General features: G+C 45.7%; 19 protein-coding genes. 1 reads left to right on the top strand and 18 read right to left on the bottom strand.

Annotation, left to right across the window (positions count from 1 at the left end):
* Positions 1-89: 89 nt before the first annotated feature.
* From AAC052_RS13950 to AAC052_RS13890, 13 genes are all read right to left on the bottom strand, one after another.
* Positions 90-311, bottom strand: a complete 222-nt coding sequence (locus tag AAC052_RS13950) for a DUF4287 domain-containing protein (RefSeq protein WP_339813970.1) — start codon at positions 309-311, stop codon at positions 90-92.
* 4 nt (positions 312-315) lie between these two features.
* On the bottom strand, positions 316-789 hold the full coding sequence (locus AAC052_RS13945; RefSeq protein ID WP_317487106.1) for a nucleotidyltransferase: 474 nt from the start codon (positions 787-789) through the stop codon (positions 316-318).
* On the bottom strand, positions 786-998 hold the full coding sequence (locus AAC052_RS13940; RefSeq protein ID WP_339813968.1) for a hypothetical protein: 213 nt from the start codon (positions 996-998) through the stop codon (positions 786-788). The genes AAC052_RS13945 and AAC052_RS13940 overlap by 4 nt, the downstream gene beginning before the upstream one ends.
* A gap of 575 nt (positions 999-1,573) precedes the next feature.
* Entirely contained in the window at positions 1,574-2,218 is a 645-nt protein-coding gene (locus AAC052_RS13935; protein ID WP_339813966.1) for a hypothetical protein, read from the bottom strand.
* Positions 2,219-2,327: 109 nt separating this feature from the next.
* The gene (locus AAC052_RS13930; RefSeq protein ID WP_339813964.1) at positions 2,328-3,218 is read right to left on the bottom strand and encodes a glycosyltransferase family A protein; all 891 of its coding nucleotides are present in this window, start codon (positions 3,216-3,218) and stop codon (positions 2,328-2,330) included.
* Positions 3,219-3,279: 61 nt separating this feature from the next.
* Complete coding sequence (locus AAC052_RS13925; protein ID WP_339813962.1) at positions 3,280-4,614, bottom strand: polysaccharide biosynthesis C-terminal domain-containing protein; 1,335 nt, start codon at positions 4,612-4,614, stop codon at positions 3,280-3,282.
* A 23-nt stretch (positions 4,615-4,637) separates the two neighbouring features.
* On the bottom strand, positions 4,638-6,116 hold the full coding sequence (locus AAC052_RS13920; protein WP_339813960.1) for an O-antigen ligase family protein: 1,479 nt from the start codon (positions 6,114-6,116) through the stop codon (positions 4,638-4,640).
* 37 nt (positions 6,117-6,153) lie between these two features.
* Complete coding sequence (locus AAC052_RS13915; protein ID WP_339813959.1) at positions 6,154-7,359, bottom strand: glycosyltransferase family 2 protein; 1,206 nt, start codon at positions 7,357-7,359, stop codon at positions 6,154-6,156.
* A 26-nt stretch (positions 7,360-7,385) separates the two neighbouring features.
* The gene (locus tag AAC052_RS13910; protein WP_339813957.1) at positions 7,386-9,524 is read right to left on the bottom strand and encodes a hypothetical protein; all 2,139 of its coding nucleotides are present in this window, start codon (positions 9,522-9,524) and stop codon (positions 7,386-7,388) included.
* Positions 9,525-9,528: 4 nt separating this feature from the next.
* A complete protein-coding gene (locus tag AAC052_RS13905) occupies positions 9,529-10,251 on the bottom strand; it encodes a TolC family protein (protein WP_339813956.1) in 723 nt (240 codons plus the stop codon).
* Positions 10,252-10,501: 250 nt separating this feature from the next.
* Positions 10,502-12,550, bottom strand: a complete 2,049-nt coding sequence (locus AAC052_RS13900; RefSeq protein WP_339813955.1) for an LruC domain-containing protein — start codon at positions 12,548-12,550, stop codon at positions 10,502-10,504.
* 23 nt (positions 12,551-12,573) lie between these two features.
* Positions 12,574-13,698 (bottom strand): sugar transferase, encoded by a 1,125-nt coding sequence (locus AAC052_RS13895; RefSeq protein WP_339813953.1) that lies wholly within the window; start codon positions 13,696-13,698, stop codon positions 12,574-12,576.
* Positions 13,699-13,701: 3 nt separating this feature from the next.
* Positions 13,702-14,094 carry a response regulator gene (locus tag AAC052_RS13890; protein WP_317487095.1) on the bottom strand — a complete coding sequence of 131 codons (393 nt, stop codon included), beginning with the start codon at positions 14,092-14,094 and terminating at the stop codon, positions 13,702-13,704.
* A gap of 517 nt (positions 14,095-14,611) precedes the next feature.
* Between AAC052_RS13890 and AAC052_RS13885 the strand changes: the two genes are divergently transcribed.
* A complete protein-coding gene (locus AAC052_RS13885; RefSeq protein WP_339813951.1) occupies positions 14,612-16,624 on the top strand; it encodes an OmpA family protein in 2,013 nt (670 codons plus the stop codon).
* Positions 16,625-16,938: 314 nt separating this feature from the next.
* Here AAC052_RS13885 and AAC052_RS13880 read toward each other — a convergent pair whose 3' ends face one another.
* From AAC052_RS13880 to AAC052_RS13860, 5 genes are all read right to left on the bottom strand, one after another.
* Positions 16,939-17,481 carry a PepSY-associated TM helix domain-containing protein gene (locus AAC052_RS13880; protein ID WP_339813950.1) on the bottom strand — a complete coding sequence of 181 codons (543 nt, stop codon included), beginning with the start codon at positions 17,479-17,481 and terminating at the stop codon, positions 16,939-16,941.
* A 116-nt stretch (positions 17,482-17,597) separates the two neighbouring features.
* Positions 17,598-18,008, bottom strand: a complete 411-nt coding sequence (locus tag AAC052_RS13875; protein ID WP_317487092.1) for a DoxX family protein — start codon at positions 18,006-18,008, stop codon at positions 17,598-17,600.
* 30 nt (positions 18,009-18,038) lie between these two features.
* Complete coding sequence (locus AAC052_RS13870) at positions 18,039-20,264, bottom strand: DUF5916 domain-containing protein (RefSeq protein ID WP_339813948.1); 2,226 nt, start codon at positions 20,262-20,264, stop codon at positions 18,039-18,041.
* A 185-nt stretch (positions 20,265-20,449) separates the two neighbouring features.
* A complete protein-coding gene (locus AAC052_RS13865; protein WP_339814258.1) occupies positions 20,450-20,809 on the bottom strand; it encodes a type II toxin-antitoxin system VapC family toxin in 360 nt (119 codons plus the stop codon).
* 35 nt (positions 20,810-20,844) lie between these two features.
* Positions 20,845-21,081, bottom strand: coding sequence for an AbrB/MazE/SpoVT family DNA-binding domain-containing protein (locus AAC052_RS13860; protein ID WP_317487090.1), 237 nt, complete (start codon positions 21,079-21,081; stop codon positions 20,845-20,847).
* Positions 21,082-21,139 lie beyond the last annotated feature (58 nt).

The following is a 21,139-nucleotide window of genomic DNA, read 5'->3' as shown; positions in this document are numbered from 1 at the left end:
GGAGTGCGAAAGTGAATTGAGTTGCACAATCGGACAATCAGACAGTCCGACAATCAGATACTACCTGTAGTTGGGCGTGTCCAAAAGTCTTATTTTTTTGGGGAAGCCACCCAGCCCTTCGATTTAAACACTGCCCAAATGGCCATGGAGTGCCCGTGGCCAAGCTCATAGGTCTGTTTTAACCAGCTGACCAAATCACTGGCTTTCATATCAGGCAACAGTAAGCCGTCGCCCTCCAGCTCTTTCTTAAAATCTTCGGGGCTCTTGCCCGTTTTGGTTTTGATATTGTCGATATAAGCTTGAAATGACATATTATTAGTTTTTCTTATTCTTTTGAATCTTTTGAAGCATTTCTATATCTGCCTGATCCTGTGGACGTCCGGTATTCAATTTCGACAAGATGAGGTGGTTGAGGTGCAGAAAGGGAATCGTTATGTCGTCCAGATTGGCCAGTACTTTTTCTCTATTCGCTGTCTCGTAGTCAATAAGGTTGATTTTGGTAAGAAAATCAATCCGCTCTGGTACGTCACCAATCTTAAAGAAAACTGTCTTAGCGAAATCTAATTGGTTCAGTTCCCCCAGGGAGTCTTCTTCTATGCCATACCATCTGAGTGCCTGTAGCAGTTTGGCTTTATTGACATTATCGGGCTTTAGCCAAATGTCGATATCGCCGGTTGTTCTAGCATACCCGTGAAAAATGACGGAGTAGCCACCAATAATGATAAAATCTACTTCAGCCTTTCTTAGCAGTTGGAGTAACTTTTGATGCGACTCTACAAAAAGATTCATTCGTTCCTGGTGATCTCAACCCTCGTAGGATGCCCCCTTTTCGAAAGCTGGGCCCTTGTGATCCCATAAGCTCTCAGTGTTAAGTCAACCGTGTTTTTGATTCGCTCATATGGAGAGGTAGCAGCCATTTCCTGGATGTCGGATTCGTTCATTTGCTCGAATGAGTCCAGAATGGTGATTCGCTTTTTCTTTTGAGTAGAGGTTGGCATTTGTTCCTTTAGAGATATTTGTCTTTCTGATTGCGGCTATTGATCATGATCTCAAATAACCCTGCTCATCTCTTTCTAATGCAATTTAAGGTTTTGAATGGAAGTTTGGTTAAAACCATAGGTTAATTATGGATTCGCTGAGGTATGAGTAGTCTGTTGTGAGGGTAAATCCAGGGACAATCCCGACTACGCTAAAGCTTCGGCGGACGACCCACCTTCGCTAAAGCTTCGGCCGACCAGAAAGATTGTGTGCATCCTTGGTGTCTTCGTGCCTTTGTGGCCATGAAGCCCTGCTCTTGAGGAGTTGACAATGGTGAAGGTAAAACTGATATCGGTAAAAAGCGGATCAAGCGGAAAATCCGGGAAATTACACTTTAAGCCCAAAATCCCGAGTAGTCATAAAAAAGCAAAAGGTCCAAGCCTATCCCGGCCGGGCGAGACGCATTGAACCAGTTTTGCTTTTTTATTTAGCCACAAACAAAACATTCAATCCCCAGAAATACAGATTGATCCTAAAAAGCCAGTGTCTGACGGCTCTTTCAGAGAGGCTAATTGGCCGTGCTAACACCTGCGTTTCAATCCCTGATCCAAACCAAATTTACTGGTGTGCGGCTTTCTTTAGTAGCCAGGTCTTTGAATCCGCTCATCATTTTCATAGGCCCGTCGATGGTGAAGGTATCTTCCAGCAATGAAGGAAAATGGCTGGGATTGGTGCGGTAGGTGTAGGTTACGTGAGTTGAAAACTCTCCATTTTTGGAGAAGCTCCATTCCCGTTCAGGTACGTTCACTCTGGTCATAGAAGTGGGTGCTTTTTCTTCAGGAGACGACCGGAGGTTCACTGTCACGGTTTTGAAGTCGGGCGTGTGTTCGAAAGTAGCCAGGGTTACCATGTCACGGTTGGGAATCGGCCATGGCAAATCGATCACCTGATAGAAGACAAGTAACTTTTCGTGGTGATATTTTATAAGCTCGCTGCTCTTCATACCATCCATGAAGTCGGTATGGAATTCGTTATTGTACAGGATGTTGACGCATGTTTTGACGCTGGCCGGTACTGTGAAAACGGCCATGAAATTCCTCAGTGTGTCGCATTTTTGGTCTGACTCGTAGAGCGTAATGCCGTTAAGTTCCTCCAGCACCGTCCACTGAGGCTGGGAATGGCAGGTAAAACCGATAAGAAAAAGTGTTGTAAGCAGACTATAAAAAAAATATCTAAGCATTATATGTCAGTATTGTATCTCAGCATTGCAGCATCAAGATACAAAATTCAAAATAAAAAAGGCACGCTCAAAATGAGGTGCCTTTTCCCTAAACCTACTCTAAAACCACTCAAAACATTTTCTTATGTACTTTGTTGGCATTCCAAAACTTTGGATAAAACCTGATCAGGTCCCACCACCAAATGAAAGTCAGGGCCAGTCCCTGAAACATCAGCTTCGGTCTTTTCAGGTACTTAAACCTTGTTTTGAAGTAATACCATTGTGTCTTTACCATTACCTCCCAGTAGATGATTTGCCAGGGTGAGGTGCCTCTGTTCTTTCTATAGCTTTCTGGATCCTTGTAAAAAAGGCGGAACTCACTCTCCATGATCTTCATCCTTTTGGAAACCTTCGTAAAGGTGTCCATGCGGGGTGGGTGATATACAAGCATATCAGCGCAGAATCCAATCTCTCCGGTTTTTTGTATTCTCCAGGCCAGGTCGGCGTCTTCGTTGTGCGGAAAAGGAAATTCCGTATCGAATCCGTCAATGGCGTCTAGAGCACTCTTCAGGTAGGCAGCGTTACAGGTAGGAACGCTTTTGTTGCCCTGCGTATTATCTATCTGGTGTGTGAGAGGCGTAATTTTGTCTTTATCAGTAAAAGTGCTTCCCTGCAAACCCACTATGTTGCTATTCTTAAATTGAGCATCAATCGTACATAGCCAGTTTTGTGAAGGAATGCAGTCGTCGTCAGTGAAGGCGACTATTCTTCCTTTTGCATACTCAATCCCTAGATTCCGTGCCGCAGCCGGCCCCTGGTTTTGTTGGTTGAAGAATCTTAGGCCTATGGTGCCAAAAACCGAATATTCTTCAAGCAATTCAACCGTTCCGTCGGTGGAGCCATCGTTGATCACAATCACCTCGTAAGACAGATGGCAGAAGTTCTGGCGGCTAAGTGCATCCAGGGTTTCTTTTAGAGAATCCTTTCTGTTATAGGTCGCAATTATTACCGAAATATCCATAGCTAAATTCTTTTATGTCTTAGAGTGAAGACGGCATATCCGGCAGTCGTTATTAGCTTCTTCATTTGATCACCTCCGTCGTTTTTATGGGTGCCTCTGACTTTTTCAGCAGCCCGAGCACTTTTCCGGTGCTTTTCAGGTAGATACCCGGAATTTTTGCAAATGTGGAAACGATGCTGATGTCAGCCTCTTTTTTGAGTATTGTTCCAATCCAGATAAATCCTCCCAGCTCAGTAATGGCCATAGAAAGCGGGGCGCCCATCAGGCCAATGACGCTCATGAGCAGGTAGCCAATGCCGATATTCAATATGCTGTTAACCAGCACAATGCGGAATGCCATCTGAGGTTTTCCCATGGCAGTCACCATGCTGCCAAAGGCTGCGCCAAAAGGCGTTATGATGGTAGCCAGCAGAAGGTAAATGGCTAGTATGGACCAGGATTGTCTATATTCTGGACCACTCACCAATTCCAGAATAAAAGGCGACAAGAAAACGCCAGTTATTGCAAATGGAATGGTGAAGGCCAGAAGCTGGGCAATAGAATCTTCGAATGTGTGTTTGGCTGCTTTCAGGTCGCCTTTGTTCACATGCATTACCAGGCTGGGAAAAAGGATAGACTGGAAGGCGTTGTTGGGCAAAAGAGCGATTTGGGAAAAGCGTTGTGATACCCCAAGGAAAGCCGTTTGCTGCAGGCTAAGGAGCGCACTGGAGTAAAACAGGCTAATTCTTGATGATACCGCTGAGGTAGCTTCCCGCAGCATGGCAAAAAAACCAAAATGACGAATAAGCTTCAGATTTTCCTTTGCCGTGGTCGCCTTGATGATTTGCCTGTAAGGAAGGAAGAATGAGGCAAAAATGCCGCCTGCAATGCTCCCGGCTCCCATAGTAGGCACGAGGTAAATGACTTCCGCTTTGTTCAGGTAGAGTAGAACGAACAAAACGATGATGGTGCAAAGGTTAAGTAGATTAGTAATAAATATCTCTTTGATCTGCAATTGGCTTCTCAGGTAAAATACCTGCCAGCGAAACCATGCATTCGGAATAGCATACAAGGGGTAGAAGAGGAGGAACTTGCCAAGGATTGTGCCCAGAAATAAACTTACCACAACGATGACGAGGCTTGTAACCAATTCAAAAGAGATCATCACCGTAAGGTTGGTCTTTAGCGAGCTGTGGGCTGAGCTACCAGTTATGCCAGCGGTGCTTTTCACCATGGCCGACTGAATGAGGGCATCTCTGAGGCTGCCTGCCATAGCAAATATGGCGATGAACAGGAACCAGGCTCCTGTGTCTTCGGTACTATACATCCGGGTGATGGCTGCGACCAGGCCTATGCCCAGAGCAAACTCAATCCCGTTGTTTAGTAGTGACCATATTTTGTTTCTGAATGAAATCATTAGCAAGTAAGCCTTTCATTGAATTATGATTCAAATTTAGCTTGCTCGGCTTGCTCTTTCTGATCAAAATCGATGGATCGAAACATAATGGCGGCAAATAGCCAGAAAAGCACGCTCATTGGGAAAACGCCTACGACCTCCTGCCCCCATTCCACGACGAGTAGCGGGGCAATGGCGCATATCATGCCGGAAACAATGGCTTTGTAGCGTTTATTCTTCATTTTCCAGAAAAGGAAGGTGCCTTTTACGAGAATATTGTAGTACACATTGAGAAAGAAAAGCAAGCCTATCCAGCCCAGCTCTACGGCTACACGGATCAAACCTGAGTCAGGCGGGAAGTTGGCCAGAAAGGTGCCGGGAGAGAAGCGCTGCCCCCAAACGCCTGTGGAGCCAAGGCCACCGCCAATGGGATGCTTGAGGATCCAGGGGAAAATGATGGCCTTGTTGCGGGCACGGGTTTGGTAGGAGGCGTCCTCAGATGCCTTGAAAGTGCTTTGTATGCGCTGGATGTGGTAGTTGTTAGTAGGCATTACGGCGACGGTCACCATCAGTGCACCGGCAAAGATTACTGAATAGTAGAGCTTCTTGTTTCTTGAAAGTACCACCCAGCCAAAATAGAAGATGGGGATGATGACATAGGCTGATCGTGTACCGGAGTACACCATGCCCATGAGTGTTGCAAGGAACGTGACTAGCAGGAAGAGCTTTGTAAATGTGCCCTTGAAAGCCGTTAGCAGGGCCACACATAGCATGGAAATGAAAGCCATCAATATGCCAAACTGCGCCGGTGAGCCGATGCTGCCGATGGCTCTCCACCGACCGTAGTTGAAAACGAGGTGCATGACGTCGTGCCTGACCACGTAATTATACTCCCAGCTGAAATAGCCAAAATTAGCCTGCCAAATACCCCAGCTGGCCGAAAACAGCGAAAGCCCAAGGATGACAAACAGCAGCCTGTACATTTTCTTGGGCGTGGTGAGCATGTCGTACGTGAGAAAGAAGAGCATCAGGTAGCCAACTGCCGGCCTTATCACAAAGAACCAGGCCTGCCGGGATGCGGCCATGGGATTGAATAGCTCGAAGACATTCATACCGGCCCACAACAATATGGAAATACTGACTGGACTTGAAAAGGTGCTCCAGTCCTTGTTGTAGGTGCAGCGGTAAAGCATGCCCACCAGCATGGTAACGATGACCACATCGAGCAAAATGCCCATGGGAATACCTTCGAAGAGCCTGTTGGGGATACTGACAAAGAAGGCCAGGCCCAGCATGATATAGATGCCAATTTCCGTTTTCCATAGGGCAGATACACCAATGGGCAGTGCTACCACCATCACAATGATGCCGAGCGCCACGATGATGCCTTTCGCCACCATCAACTTGGCAATGACGGGCACCAAACAAAGCCAGAATACCCACTGCATCCATGGGGGAATACCTCCCTCGCCCCGGATAAACCGGCCGAGGATGGTTCCTGAAGATGGAGAGAGGTTTTTCATTTATCTTGTAAGAAGACGCCTCTGAAAAGGCATCTTCCTAAAGCTTGTGGGTAGTATGAATAAATTTGCCCTGGTTTTCCTTCTTAATACTCTTGGCGGCATTGAAAATATTGTTAAACGCCAATTTAGGTAGCTGAAGTCCATGCTTCAATGCCGTGCCTAATGCTTGCTGGCTAATAAGGAACAAAGCCACGGCTAGTCCAAGAATGATTACCGAGGCGGTAAACAATGGCAAATACAATGGCCAGCTACCAAAGTAAGCATACCAGCCAATTTCCAAAGCTGCTGCCATAGGAGCGATGACCACCTGGACAGACCTTGGCGGCCTCCAAAGTGTGATAATATAGTCAAATGCTGCCATTCTTCTGTAATTAATGGCCGCTTTTAGCAGTGTTTTACCATGGTACAGCGCATTGTAGTATTGCTCGCCAAACCATCTCAAGCGCTGTGGGTTGTGTGCTTCAAGTGCAGAAGTCTTTTCCTCGTAAAGCTCGCTGCTGGGCCAGTAGATGGTACGCACATCTCGCTTGTGACTCAGTAGCTGTACCATAAAGTTTTTATCGAAGCCAGGAGCCCTGGGGTCCAGGCTGTTGATAGCCTCTGAAAACAGCTCTGCTTCAATTAACGCCCCACTCCCGCTGATTTCAATCATCAGCCCCATATTTTGTTTCGCCTTGCGGAACATGGTGTCGTTAAGCGCTTCCGTGGTATTATCGAAGAAAGCCACTGAGTTGTTTACCGACAGAGACGATCGCTTGCCCTGTATGATGTCGTAGCTATCGTAAATTGATTCAGGAATATTGTTGAAATAATCTTTGTCGAGCAGGTTGTCTTTGTCCACCAGCATAAGAAATTCAGGGCACCAGGTACCTTTGTTGCATTCACGCTGAATAGTGTGGGTAATGTGTCGCAGCGCATGTTGATAGGAATTGCCTCCCAGGTGCCCAAAGCTCTTCTCCTCGACAAAAAAACCTTTTGATTTTACAAAATCGGCGTAGCCGCTGTCAGCTTCCTGGAGCAATACATAAACGTGGATGTTCTTTCTTGCCCTGATAGCTGTTTCAATGGAGTTAAGTACTTCCCTGAAAATGGGGCCAGGTTTGTAGGCCGGTAGCACAAGTAGCAGGTGTGGATTGCTCTGGTTTTTATTTTCCTCCGATGCCTTTGGATTGGCATAGCCCAATACGATGAGGGCCAGCCAGTAAAGACTGTAAAAGAGGAGGAAAAGGGCGATTGGGTACATTATAAGCTGTATAGCTGTCATTATTTCTAAAAGTCTCTTGTAATTAATTTCTTCGTGATCCTTCTTATGAAGGTTCTTTTCTTGGGTATTTCACCCAGGTAGTCTTCCATGTTTTCGATGTCTACCCTGTTGAGCAGTGTGCCCAGGAACTGCAACCTCGATTCAAGAAGCATTTTTTCTACTCTCTGGTCGACCTTTGTCATAATGCGGTTAGCGCCGAACACGTAGAGGACATGCTTGGATAGCTCCATCCAGAATCCCGCCTCGGCACTGATGTTGATAGGGGAGGTAATCAGCACAACAAGGTCGTTTTCGGTTTTCATCTTATCTAGCGACTCTACAATTTTGGTTCTGTTTTTTATCAAACCATTGTTCTCTACTAAGGGCTTGAAATCAATGAGAGACTCATAGGTGTTTTCGTTCATCCAGTCGGCGTCAACAAAAGCCACCTTTTTCCCAGATCCTTCCAGTAGCGATTGAAGTTCCATTGCGATGTAGTGCTTGCCTTCACCTGCCTGGCTGGAGGTTAGCATCAGTATGCCCTCATCGTCGAAACATTTGCTCATGATCATTTGCAGCAACTGTAGTACCTGCTGCTGATGAATAAGCTGAAGTGCTTTGGCAAGCTTTTGATCTTTTTCTTTATCAGTAATTCTAGGTAGGGCGCCAATGACTGGTAACGTCGAATTCCTCTCGAATTTCTCCACACTGATGATGGACGCATCAAGTAATTGAACGATAATGAAGACTGCAGCCATTAATACGAAAACTGCGATACCACCAGCTGCCACTATAACAGGCCTTTTCGAAGGCTCAGGCTTAGTGGGGAGGTATGGAGGGTCAATCACTTCAATCATGTTCTCCCCAGAGCCTGACTCGATGGTTTGGGTAAGGTTAAGCTTGTTAAGTAGCACAAGGTAAACGTTTTGCGCTGTGCTGATTTCCTGTTCCAATGCCACTATCGTGGATTCAAGTGGAGCGAATTTCTTTGCGTAGCCAACCACTCTTTGAATTTCATTTTCAATGACGTTCAGAATATCGGCATTCATTTCCGCATCCAGGTCGTAGTTAAGGTATTTGCTGGCCAGTTCGAGCTGAATTCTGCTGGGGTCGTAAGGACTTTTGCCTGTCAACTCTATCAGTTTGTCATTGATAACTTTTCTGGTGTTTTCAACATTCTGTTTTACCTGGGCCAGGGCAGCGGCATTATCCTCTTCCATGCTAGTGGTGAGCACCTGGCGGTTGAGCCTCTTCAGCTCTTCCTTTAACTGAACAATTTCAGCGTTGGTGGTGAGGTCCAATGACAAGGAGTTGCCCGCAGCCACTGTGGTAAGCACTTCTGACTTACCTTTCGCTGAAGAGCTAACCTTGGCCATCAGGTTGGCCCGGGTGCCTTCCAGTTGTACCAGATACACCACAATGGCTTTGGTATGCTCGCCAAGATTGATGATGGTATTTTCTACTTTAAAGTTTTCCAGCTTCTTTATTTTTGCATCCAGGTCCGCTTTTGCTTGCTTCACCAGCCCTTCAATCAAGTCTTTATGACTCTTTATTTTGTTTTTGGCAATCTCACGGTTTTCGTCGATAAGGGCCTCAATAAACAGATCGGCTATTATCTGGGTTTTTTCAGGAACATGCTCTGAAAGCTCAAACTTCATGAAGTTACTGTCCATGATACGGTACGACATGACGATATCCTTCAACCTCTCAATCTGTAGCTGGTGGAAGTTCAGATAGCTGGCAATAAGGGTGTCGGGAAACTGTTTTGGACGAAGCTGCTCATTGTTGTGCTCCATTTCGTCAAGACGTTTCAGCACTTCCCCCTGGTTAGCAACCAGGCTTTCATTTCCAATGGAAAAGATGTTTCCACCTTCGAGGCCTTTTCTTACCGCTTTGATTCTTACCCTTTCTATAGGTTTTTTCGATTTCAGCAGTTCCACAATGTTTTGGAATACCGTGTGGATCTGGTATTGCTTCATGTCCTCATCCGTCAGACTAGTGCTTTTGCTTTCCTGTAGGTTGAGATAGAGTTTCGCTTCTGTTTTGTAGGTTTTTTGGCCATTGGCCGTCATGTAGATGATCAACGCCATAGTTAGCCCAGGCACGAGCACAAGCTTAAGCCAGTGCTTCATTAATGTTCTGAGTATTGCTATTAGTTGGTCCATGGTTTTATTGCTCTGAAGTGGCAGACGCAGCTTCAGTGTCTGAGATCATGATCGAAATTTGTCTTCTGATTTTCCTGACTGAGAGTTCGGCTTTCAGCACAGCCTCCTGGGTCAGGTTCATTCCGTTCTGAGTTAGCAGCACTTCTTCCATGCCTGCTTCGCCTTTTCTGAAACGTTCGGTGACCAGTGTTACCTGTTCGCTTTGTGTTTGATTGGCGGATATCCTTAGCTGTGCAATCCCAAGCGCCTCAAGATAGGTGTAGAATATGTCCACTACCTGCGTTCGGACTGCCTTGCGTTGGTTTTTTAAAGAATTTTCGGCTCGTACAATATTGTACTCTGCTTCTCTGATATAGCTCCGGCGGTTGATGAATTTTTCAGGGTCGATGCCCAGGGTAATACCCAGGTTGGGGAGCAAGCCAGCTGTTGTCACCGATTGGTTTTGACCGTCCAGAGAAGTGTTGAGTGAAAAGAAGTTAATGCCCATTCTGAAGGTAGAGAGCCACTTGTTTTTCTCCTGCTTCACATTTTCGTACTGCTGGGCAAGCTCGGCGTCGAAGCTTTTCAAGTAGTAGGAGTTGACAAGTGCCAGTTCGACCAAACTATCGATGGCTGCTTCGTTGGAAAGAAGCACCTCAACCAGTTCGATTTCCTTCGCCACGTCTATCTCCTGCCGGGCGAAGACCGCCAGAGGTGAGAGTAAACATATAAAGATGAATAAGCGCATAACTAGTTTATTTGATAATACAAATCTATAACAGAGCGCTCCCTGATCGGGATTTATTAGATGTTTGGAGGAGGTGAGCCGGTTAATGACAGAATCCGGCGATAATTGGATTTACAGGACTGCAGCGTTGCAGGCCCAAAAAATGGGAGGATGTTCTTCAGGCAGGGCTTTCCTGGTGCGCTTAAAAGAGAAAGGGAAACCAGCAGTTTCCCTTTCACACCATAAACCATGAATATTTAAAAATGAATCTTTACTTCTTTTTGTAAAGCTTGTTGGTGTTTCTATAGCCAGGTTTGTCCATATACCAGTCCATATAGCTGAAGCCTGAGCTTTTAGCCCACTGATTGAGGTTTAGGTAGCCCTCTCTTACATCTCCGCCCTCTACAGGGTAGTCGAAGGACATGGGAAGGTTCATCGCCCATGGAAGCTCTTCTTTTGACCTGTAGTAGATACCTCTGGAAGGATCTGAATTATCGTTTTCGGTTCCAAAATAGCTATGATCAGCCAGGTCAGTTGGTTCATAGCCTGGCATATGCACTTCCCGTCCTCTCTCCTGATTGATGAATAAGAATGGATTGTAGGGAGCCGAACCTAGCTCTGCAAAGGTCACAGGTCTTGTAAAGGAGACCAGATTTCGAATGGTGTCGGGGGCAACAAAGCTATTGGCTTGTATGGTATTGATTATGCCCCTGGTTGGAAAGCCACTGTGAACGTTGTCTGAAACAATAATTGTAGCTTTCGATTGACTCTGCTCGGTGCCGTTAGCATTAAGAGTAACAACCGAGCCGTGTAATTCGCTGCCTGTTACCGTAGCAACGAGGCTAGGTGCAAGTTTGGTTGAAAACCCAAATCCATTCTGATAGCTTGCGCCAATTGCTTTGATCACGAATTCTGATTTCAGGTTAGTGATTTTGTTATTGGCATCTGCGAATTGGGTGAAGCGATAATCTACCACAAAATCGTTGAAGTCGTAGTCGCCATAGCCAGGCCACCTGTCTTCGAAGCTAAAGGTACCGTATGCTTCGGATGACGGGTAGTCGTACTTATAAGCAAACGCCGGGTCGTCAGGAAACTCATCATACACGTTGCTTACGCCGTCGCCGTCGTTGTCTCCAGGCTTGTCAATCGGATTGATATTGGCTTTGCTGATGGCGGTAATTGGGTTAGACGTGATATAAAATACTGCATCGTTAAAGTCGTTGTCGCTCCCGTTATCTCGGTTCAAATCTTCAAATCCAATAAGAAACAGCTTGTTTTCTTCGTCATACAGTGTCACTGTGTGCTGCCGGTGTTCTGCAACTGACTCAGGATTAAGGTGATTGTGCGAATAGTAACGGGTGGCGTAATCTTTTATTTGCGAGGTGGCTGAATTGAAACCGTCGGCAATTAGCACAAAACCGATAGAGGTGCCTGGCTGAAATTTGCCAAGGCGGATTTTGTCTCCAGGGTTGAGTTGCCCGCCGGATCCGGAAAGGGAAGCGTTAGGGAAGCCGATGTGGAGAACCTTGATGTCAGTGGCCGAAGCGGGTGCGCTGCCAGTAGGATAGGTGTAGAACCCGAGGGTATTTCTATAGCCAGCGCCTTCGGTAACGAAAGTCATCCATACATCAGCTTCCTGTTCAATATTAAGGTTGGTTTCAGTGCCTTCGGCCAGGTAGGCAGGGTGATAATCCGGCACTGGCTCCCTTTCAGGTAATGATGCATTGATGAATTCAAGTAACTGGGCTGTTATTACGTCTTTGGTAAGAAGATAACTTGGTTTACCCTGACTATTGAAGGTGCCAAGCGCCTCCAGAATTGTGTTGGCTGCCATTCGTCCACCGGAATTGTCTACCATCACACCGTCTTCAACACTCTGCGCAGGTACTAGCTCGTCGGCCAGGTAGTCGAAGTCATGGTTGAATCCGGCTATTTCTATGCGGCTGTTAAAGTCTTCAACAGGAATCACAAGGAAGTCAGGGAGACCGAGGTAAGAAAGCTCCATGACCACTTCGGTGAAAGTGTTGGGCATGCTGTACTCAGTTTCGAAATTGCCCGTCTGGTCGGTAAAGCCCTTGAGTATGATCACTCCATTGTCGAGAGGTGATTTATCCCAGAGTGTAATTTTAACTCCTTTGTGCGGAGTGCCTGCCTCATCTGTCAGTTTGATGCGAATAGCTTTTGTTGTTACATTCGAAAAGTCCAGGTCGTAGGAATTCGCCTGTTGGTTACCTGGGCCACTGTCAAACTCTTTGATACAACCCGTCAACAAGATTGCACCAAACAGAAAGGTGATCACGTCGATACTTCTAATTTTCATAGCTTTAATTTTCAAAAGGGTATTTATACGTTCTCGTGCTGGAAGGCTGCAAGAGGCGTTTTTACTAAAATTTTGATGTCCATCCACAGAGAATAGTTTTCGGCATACTCTATGTCGAGGCGTTTGCGGCTGTCTTCCGATGTGGCTTTTTTACCTCTTTCGGTTACTTGCCAAAGGCCTGTGATGCCGGCTGGAGCCATGAAGCGCTTTGACCAGTCGTCGGAGGTAAGTTTTTCGGCTTCATACAAGGGGAGGGGACGGTTGCCAACGATCGACATATGACCCAGCAGTACATTGAAAAGCTGTGGCAATTCGTCTATGCTTGAGTTCCGGATGATTTTGCCAACCCGGGTAATTCTGGGGTCGTTATTGATTTTAACAAAAGAGTTTTTCTCTTCTTTCTGCTTAAAAGCAGCGAACTTGGTCTCTTCTACCCAGTAGTCATCGCCAATCAAAACGTTCTCGTCGTCTAAAGCGATACTTTGATCAACATCGTCAATTTTCGTGGTAGGATCTTCTACGACTTCATCTTCCTGAGCGTAGTGATTCAAGTGCTTCATCTTTTCCAATAGCTTGTCAGCATCGGGCCTCATGGAGCGAAATTTGTAAAAAGGGAATATTTTGTAGCCTGTGCCTACCCTGGGCGATTGATAGACAATCGGTCCTTTGGATTCCAGCTTGATGAGAATGGCCACCAGAATAAGAATGGGGCTGATCATAAGAATGATCATCGAAGACACAATGATGTCAAATAGCCGCTTAGACAGAGGCATTTTGAAAGTGGCAACATTTTTCTTTTCAGCTTTTTTTTCTGAAGTGAAATGTATCAGGGTCTTGACGATCCCGACAAAGGTTTCTTTATTTTTCGAGTACTGAACTACATCCACGATAAACGGAGGAAGCTGCATGGCTGCCGGGATAGCGATGTTGTCGAAGTCAACAAGTACCACTTTCTTGTAGCAGTTTTTTTCGGCTTGCTCCTTTACGAGGTCTTTCAACTGCTGTTGAATATCCGGCTCCGCCTCAATGAAGACAAGGTTATGAGCCTGCGTGCCCTCAATGGATGGGTGCCACGACACAGAGACTCCATTGGCGGCAAGCTCCTCGGCAACGGGTAAAAGTCTATTTCCTATAGCTGCAATTTTCATCGGTTAGGCTGTTTGTTGAACCTGATGGGAGGCAAGAATACCTTCGATTTTCACCTGTAGTTCCACGGGATTGAAAGGTTTGGTGATAAAGTCAGAAGCACCAGCTTTCAGACAGTTGATTCTGTTATTGCTATTGCCTTTGCCCGAAAGGATGACCACCGGAAGATGTTTGTACACAGCCGAAGACTTGAGGTAGACTAAAAGCTCGTAGCCATTCATGCCGTCTAAATCGAAGTCGGCAAGTATGAGTTGAGGCGTTCTTGCTTTGTCGTGTAACACTTCCAGGGCTTCCTCGCCGCTACTTACTACTTCTGCTTCAAATGAGCTTCCAAGGATATGCTTAAGGAAGCTCCGCATCATTTCGTTGTCGTCGATAATCAAAAGTTTACTTTTCATGGTTTTGTCGTTTTATGGATGATCAAATGTAAGGCCTGATGGCTCCGGGCCGGGGAAGCTTTAGACGATTGGTAGGCTTTTATCGATATTTGGGAGGAAATGAAATGATGTTTAGAAGTGAATGTTGACCACCCAAAGTAGAATTTACCGCCTCAATTGGCCGATAAGTTGCTATGTATGTGTTAGTAATGTTATATTTCGGTGTTTTTCATTATTGAAAGATATTTTATAGCTTCACCAACTAGGGATGTAGGCAACTGAGAAGGCCGGATTACTCCAAACAGTAGTTTTTTTAGCTCAAAACCAGCTAGTTTGGCGAGGTTTCACTTGGCATGCAAGTGATTGCCTGGCAGCCGGCGGCTTTATCTTATTGTATTATTTGTGTAATTGACTTGTAACAATCACAAAACCAGTGATTGTTTAACAAGACCCTTAGTTCGACACCATGCCTCGATTGTTTCTTTCTTTTGTACTAATCGCCATATATTTTACCGCATCCGCTCAAAACGTGGATAAAATGCTTCGTGATGCGGAAAAGATTTTTTATCAGGAAAACTTCGTTTTGGCTCGGGGAAAATACAAAGAGATACTAGAAATAGACCCTAAACAAACCAAAGCAAAGTACCACTATCTTATTAGTCACTTCCTTACCGATGGCAGAGGCAAGCCGATAGATGAATTATTAGAATTGGACGATATTCAGGGGAAAAAAGACAAATTCTTCTCTTACTGGCTTGGTAGAATTTACTTTGGCAATTATGACGCCCAGCATGCTATCAAACACTTCCAAATTTTCTTAGATCTGAGAGCAAAGAAGAGTGAGGAGATAGTCGACGAAACCAAGCGGTTTTTTACTGATGCGGAATGGCTGCTGAAATACCTGAGGAATCCTGATGATTTCGAGATTAGGCTTGTTCCCGGTGTCAACTCCGAGCAAAACGACCTTTCTCCGGTATTTTTTAGTGGCAACGATGAATTGCTGTTTTTTTCCTCACGCTCCAGCGAAGGTAGAGATGATGTATACAGGGTGTATCATACTAAGTTTGGAGAGTCTAGCTGGGAAAAGCCAACGCAGGTTCCGATACTGGGAGACTTTGAGTATGAAAATGCCAACCTGGAAGTGGTGAATGAAGACGGAAAGCTGTTTGTTTTTGACCGAAAAAAGGGGGGGCGCCTCTTTTATAGTGAGCAAAAGGACGGTCAGTGGACAGTCCCAGCCGAGTTTGATGCCACGTTGTCTAACGCCCATGTCCATTCTCATTTTTTCATCAACCCCAAAGAGGATCGGGTAATATTTGCTTCCAACGATGGAAAGAAAGGCAAGGATTTTGACCTTTTTGAGTCAAGAAAAGATCCGGAAACAGCGAAATGGAGTGAGCCGACGCTATTGCCTGGTAGTGTAAACTCCACTTTTGATGAGCTTAGCCCTTATTTGAGTGTCGACGGAAATACCTTGTATTTCAGCTCAGATCGGATTGGGTTTGTTGGAGGGTACGATGTATTTAGTTCAACATTTGACGAAACCACGAAAACGTGGGGCGCACCAGTGAATATGGGATTTCCCATTAACTCCCCCGATAATGAGCTGAACTTTAAAATGAAGGTGGACGGCGAGGAGGGGTATTTTTCGTCGGATCGCATACACGGTATGGGGGCTTTCGATATCTATTACTTCTGGGCCATTGAGAAGGTTAATATAAAGGGTGTTATCACTGACGGGGCCACAGGTAAACCGTGCGTAGGCTGCCAGATCAAATTTCACCCTTCGAGCTATTACGATGAGTCATTCACCAGTTTTACGGGGGAATCTGGCGCCTACGGGAACGAGATTATTGCTGACGAGATTTTCGTAGTTGAGATTTTTAATGCCGACGAAAATATGATTTATAACAATAGCCTCCAGATAAAGGCGACGGGTGGTTTGGCGACCACACTTACCAGGAATTTTGTTATCGGGGGAGAGCAAACAGAGGAGATGTTCACCCTGAGCAACATCGACGTGAAAATGCCTGAGCAGGCCGATACGGACTACCTTATTGCCAGTAAGGAAAAGGCAGTTGTGGCGCTGATTAATGAGGGTGGAGCTGGAAACTCAGGTAGTGGCAGCACAGGAACAAGCGCTACCACCGCCGCTGGTAGCGACACTCAGGCTCATAGCCACAAATACAAGGAAGCTATCCGCAAGCTGGTAAGACCAAATGTATATTTTGAAAATACCAAAGTCTATTTTTCTTCTGACTACCAGCCGCTGTTGGATGAGGTGTTGTCTTTAATGCGAAAAGATGAAAGTCTCGTAATTGAAGTGGCTGGTCACACTGATAATTTTGGCGGAGAGAAGATCAATATGGTTATTTCGCAAAACAGGGCGGAGTCAATCAAGAAGCATCTTGTAGGAAGGGGCATTGCTGCCAACCGGATCGTAGCCAAGGGATATGGTGAAACTAAACCTATGGCTAGTAATGATCAGGAGTTGGAGGGACGGGAGCTCAATCGAAGAGTAGAGTTTCTGGTGATAGCAGAGGGTAACTAGTCTGGGCACTCTGAAAAGCTAAAGAGGCTGTCTCAAAAGTCCCAACTGGATGTCAGGTTGAGCTCGTTCCACGTCGGTGTCGAAACCTTGTTATTAGTCCTAAAGAGCATTTCGACGGGCTACCGATGACGTGTTAATGAGTTTTTTAAAGAATGTGGATTTCGACGGAGCTCAATTTGACACATTCTTTTGAATTTTTCGAATCACGTCATCTCAATTGGTGCGGTTTGCCAAAAATGTTAGGTCTCAATGTGACAATTACGTCAGCAATAGGCCTTTTGAGGCAGCCTCTTTTCATGACATGGATCCTCTTTTTAGCCCAGTAAGAAGAGAAAAATCAAAGGAAACAAGAGCCCAATGGCGGCCAGTTTCCAGCCTCTTTTTCTAAAACTTTTGTCGCCTTTCACAATGAACATCCCTGTAAAAGCGATCACAAGCATGGCCACCCCAAATATGTCGGAGTAGTAGATCCAGAAGTCACTCGTGTCAACATGGAGCTTGGTCATTTGACCGAGAAGCGGTGTGGTCATGTATTTTTCCAGCTTCCCCTTGCCCGTGCTCACGTCCATTGTCACATCCTGAGTGCCATAAGATATTCTGAGCGTATTTCCATCCATGCTGTACCTGCGAAGCTGGTCATCGATGGACTGGCCTTCGGTGAACGATTTGATGAACTCGTCGTTCACAGCGTCGGCACTTGTCGGTGTCATACTTATTTCTTGCGACGTATACTTTACCCGGCTTGGGTGCCAAACTCTCCGGTGGTTAAGGAAAATGCCTGAAAAAGAGAAGGCAATGATGAGCCCAATGTAGAAATAGGCGATGTCCCTGTGGGTGTTTCGTGCGGTTAACTTCATATCAGTTCACTTTTGGGGGTGAAATTATACATTTCACTTAAGAAAGTTTTATAAAATCGACGTTCACTTACTTTTTATGGAAGCCTCACTTTAATTGAGCTATTGTTGCGAAAGTGCTACTTGCCAATCAACTTGTCCACGGAGTATTTGCCGCCTCCCATGATCAGCAGAGAGACAAAAATGACCAAAAACAGCAGCGGCTTTTCTTTGGTGCCAAAGGGGTCGGCAGCGTGAGCCACAAATCCGGCGGTTGTCATCGTTACTATGAGAGGGATTGCGGCCAGGCGTGTAGCAGCACCCAGCATGATGAGGATGGCGCAGAGAAACTCGGCAAACACGGCGAGCGACAAAGAGATGGTTGGCCCAAGGCCCATGAAATCCATGAAACGGATTTCCCCGCCCGAAAACAGGCGTTGAAACTTACCGAAGCCATGCGTTAACATAAATGCACCCGAAAACAGCCTGAGAACGAGGAGGCCAAGTGATACATAGTTTTCGTTGATTGAGCTGGAGAGAAGTTTTTTCATTGCAGAAAATTTAAACGTTTTGACAATTGATTATAGAGTAAACCAGTAGTTGAGCTTAAATACGATGGCTTTGCTTTTGGTCATAAGGAACGGATCCGCAAAATAGTTATCCGTGTAAACCAAATAGAAATCCGACATTGGCTTGTATCTCCACTGAAGCCTGCTGTTGATGTTGAAGTTGTTTCTCTGGGTGTTGTACTGGAAGAAAGTTATCCAGAAAAGGCTATTGGAGAAATTGAGTTCTGACCGCTGGCTAAATAGGCTGATGCTTGCGTTGCCGTAACCTTCAGCAAAGTCCAACTCATTTTGCTCAAAGCCTAGTGAAAAATTTCCCCAGGGTTGAACTCTGTAAATGATTTCAGCTTGATAGCTTTGGATTTCGCCATTGTAGAACCCACCGACAGCCGTCTCAGCAGAAAATGCCAGTTTCTTTCTTTCGTCGGACTTGTAAGCGATCCCCATTTGGCTAAACTTATAGGTCGCTGGGGGCAGAGGGGTGGCGTCGATGAAGGCAGTGGAAAATAGCAGCCTAACGTCGTTGTTATTGACTCCGATCTCAACCCCGGAGGTGTTTTGAAATCTTAATTCATACCCTAATTCGGTTACCCGTTCGTTAAGCGACCAGTCCGGGTTCCAGTCGACTACGTTGCTGGCTGAAATCTCGTGAGAGTTGATTTTCCCTCCATTGGTTGGCCGAATGGTGTAGCTGCCTTGACTATATATATGTTCAAACCCCAGCCTGATAACAGTGTCCCGTAGCGCATCATAATTCTCCAGCCTTGGAATGAAGCCCATGTCGGCATAAAAATCCGTTGGAACAGAAATATAGTCTGCAAATAGCGACCAATGCCTGTCGTTGTACCCGGCAGTATAGTGCTGTGAGTAAGAAACACCAGCGCCCGGTTTTTCTGATACGCTCACAAGCCCCGTACCGGTTAACGAGCCTGATATGTTGGAATAATCGAACCCAAGGCCACCATTCCGGCCATAGTTGGTTTTATCAGTGCCACCATCATCAGTAAAACTCTGCCGGTTATGAAAGTAGCCTTTCACAAGCGACCGGCCGAAGACTCGCTGATTGACAGCAATGGCGGTGTAATTTTGCGCTTCAGTATCGTCTGTTGCTCTGGTTTGAATATTCATGACACCCACCCGCATGCGCTGCGTGAGGTTGCCGCTAAGCCTGGCACCAGCAAGAATGGGGATGGGTTGAGCGTTTTCGTCGAGTCCTATCCGGCGGGAAAAGAAAGGACGGTTGGGGCCACCTCCGAAACCTGTAAACAAGTCGGCATTTTCCAGAAAAAAGGTTCGCCTTTCGGGATAGTTGAGGCTAAACCTGGTCAGGTTTGTTTGTTGTACGTCTACCTCAATCTGAGAAAAATCCGGCAACACGGTGAGATCCAGGTTGAGGGAGGAGGTAACACCAATTTTGGCGTCAAGTCCGCCTGCCAGATCAGTTGAGGTGACGGGCGTTTCTTCCTCCCGGTTATTGTTGATCCCTCCGGTGATGAAAGGGATCACCGATATATTGGTTTTTACAGGATCGGGTGCTTTGTCCCATACCATCAATCCCGTATAGCCCAAATCATAACCATCGAAGTTGACTGGGATATTGGTCCAGGCATGGTATTGGTTGGCCTTCAGGTCGTTGCGGATGAAGTTGATGCCCCACTCACCGCTGTTGGCTTCAAACCGAAGTGTTTTGAACGGGATGGCCATTTCTACTATCCAGCGGTCCTCGTGTCGGGTTACTTCTGAGAACCATTTGTTGTCCCAGCTAAAGTTGAGGTTATTGGAGCTGGCAGCCAGCAGGTCTTCAGCCTGCACATTCATGGGGCTTACACCAAAAAAGAAGCCATTGGTTTTTTTATTGACAGGGTCTATCACTACGGCAATACCATCTCCATCGAAGTACCTGATGTCTCTTTTGAGTGTTTGCACAACGTAGTAACTGGTGTCGTAACACACGGCGCTAACGTAGAGAAATTTATCGTCATAAGTGGCCCGCATTTCTGTTTGCCGTGGCGCCTGCTGGTCGTCTCTGGGGAACTTCATCCAGAAGTCTGTCGCCACATCGGCAGTTTGCCAGCTGCTTTCGTTAAGCTCGCCGTCGAGAACGATGGGGTCTTTGGCTCGTTCAATACGGAGCTGATACTTAGATTGAAATGCTGTGTTTTTCTTTTCGTTGTCTTCCTGGCAGGTGGCGTCCAGAAAAAATAGATGTCCAAAGATGAACGTAAGTACGGTTTTGCGCATAAATCCGGCAGGTCGCTTGTAGGGTGTTGGTCGTCTAATTCGCAAAGAAAGACGTTCGTAGGTAACAGTCAACCAAAGACTTGTTGGACGGAGTGTAAAAGAATGTCACCGGGCAAAAAAGAGCCAGCTTTTTTAGTAGTGGTCTTTTTTGCTTTCATAGGCAATTCTGTTGTGCTTTATATCACTCAAGCCCAGTTTTCTATTTTGAGGGAAATGACTCTCGCAAACTCTTTCTCATTATTTGTTACAAGTGTCTGATTCAGGCTGAGTGCGTGAGCTGCGATGAGGGTATCTAGAGGGCCGATGGGAGTCCCTTTGTTTTCAAGGTCTGCTCTTATTCTGCCATAAGCTATGGCGGCATCTTCATTAAATGGAAGGATTTCTAGTGGGACAAGAAATTGAGCAAGGGCAAGCTTATTTTTCTCGGGTAATGCACTTTTCATTACTCCATAGTTCAGTTCAGATAGGGTTATGGAAGAAATCCCAATTTCGCCTAGGGAAATAGATCGAAATCGTTCAAAAACATGAAGGGGCTTTTGTTTGATTATTTAGATGCAAATATTCGTATCGAGAATATACATCAATCAAATGTTTCCCTTTTTTGTTCAATTGGTTGATCTCTCTCGATCATGAAGTCATCGGAAAACTCATTCACACTATCAATCAAGCTCTTCCAAGGATCGTGGAAAGGGATAATATACAACACATTGCCAACCTTTTTGAGGTAGGCCTTATTGTCATTAATCTTAAGGCTCTCGGGTATTCCAATCAGCTGAGTGCCTGTAGAATCTTTTATATCAATTGTTTCGAAACCCATGGCGTAATTTTCAACTAATGTACAAAATTAAAGAAAAAGGAAAACAAGGCAGGTTTCA

It is taken from the genome of uncultured Imperialibacter sp. (assembly GCF_963974565.1).
Lineage (GTDB): Bacteria > Bacteroidota > Bacteroidia > Cytophagales > Cyclobacteriaceae > Imperialibacter > Imperialibacter roseus.
This window is presented reverse-complemented; position numbering and strand designations above follow the sequence as displayed.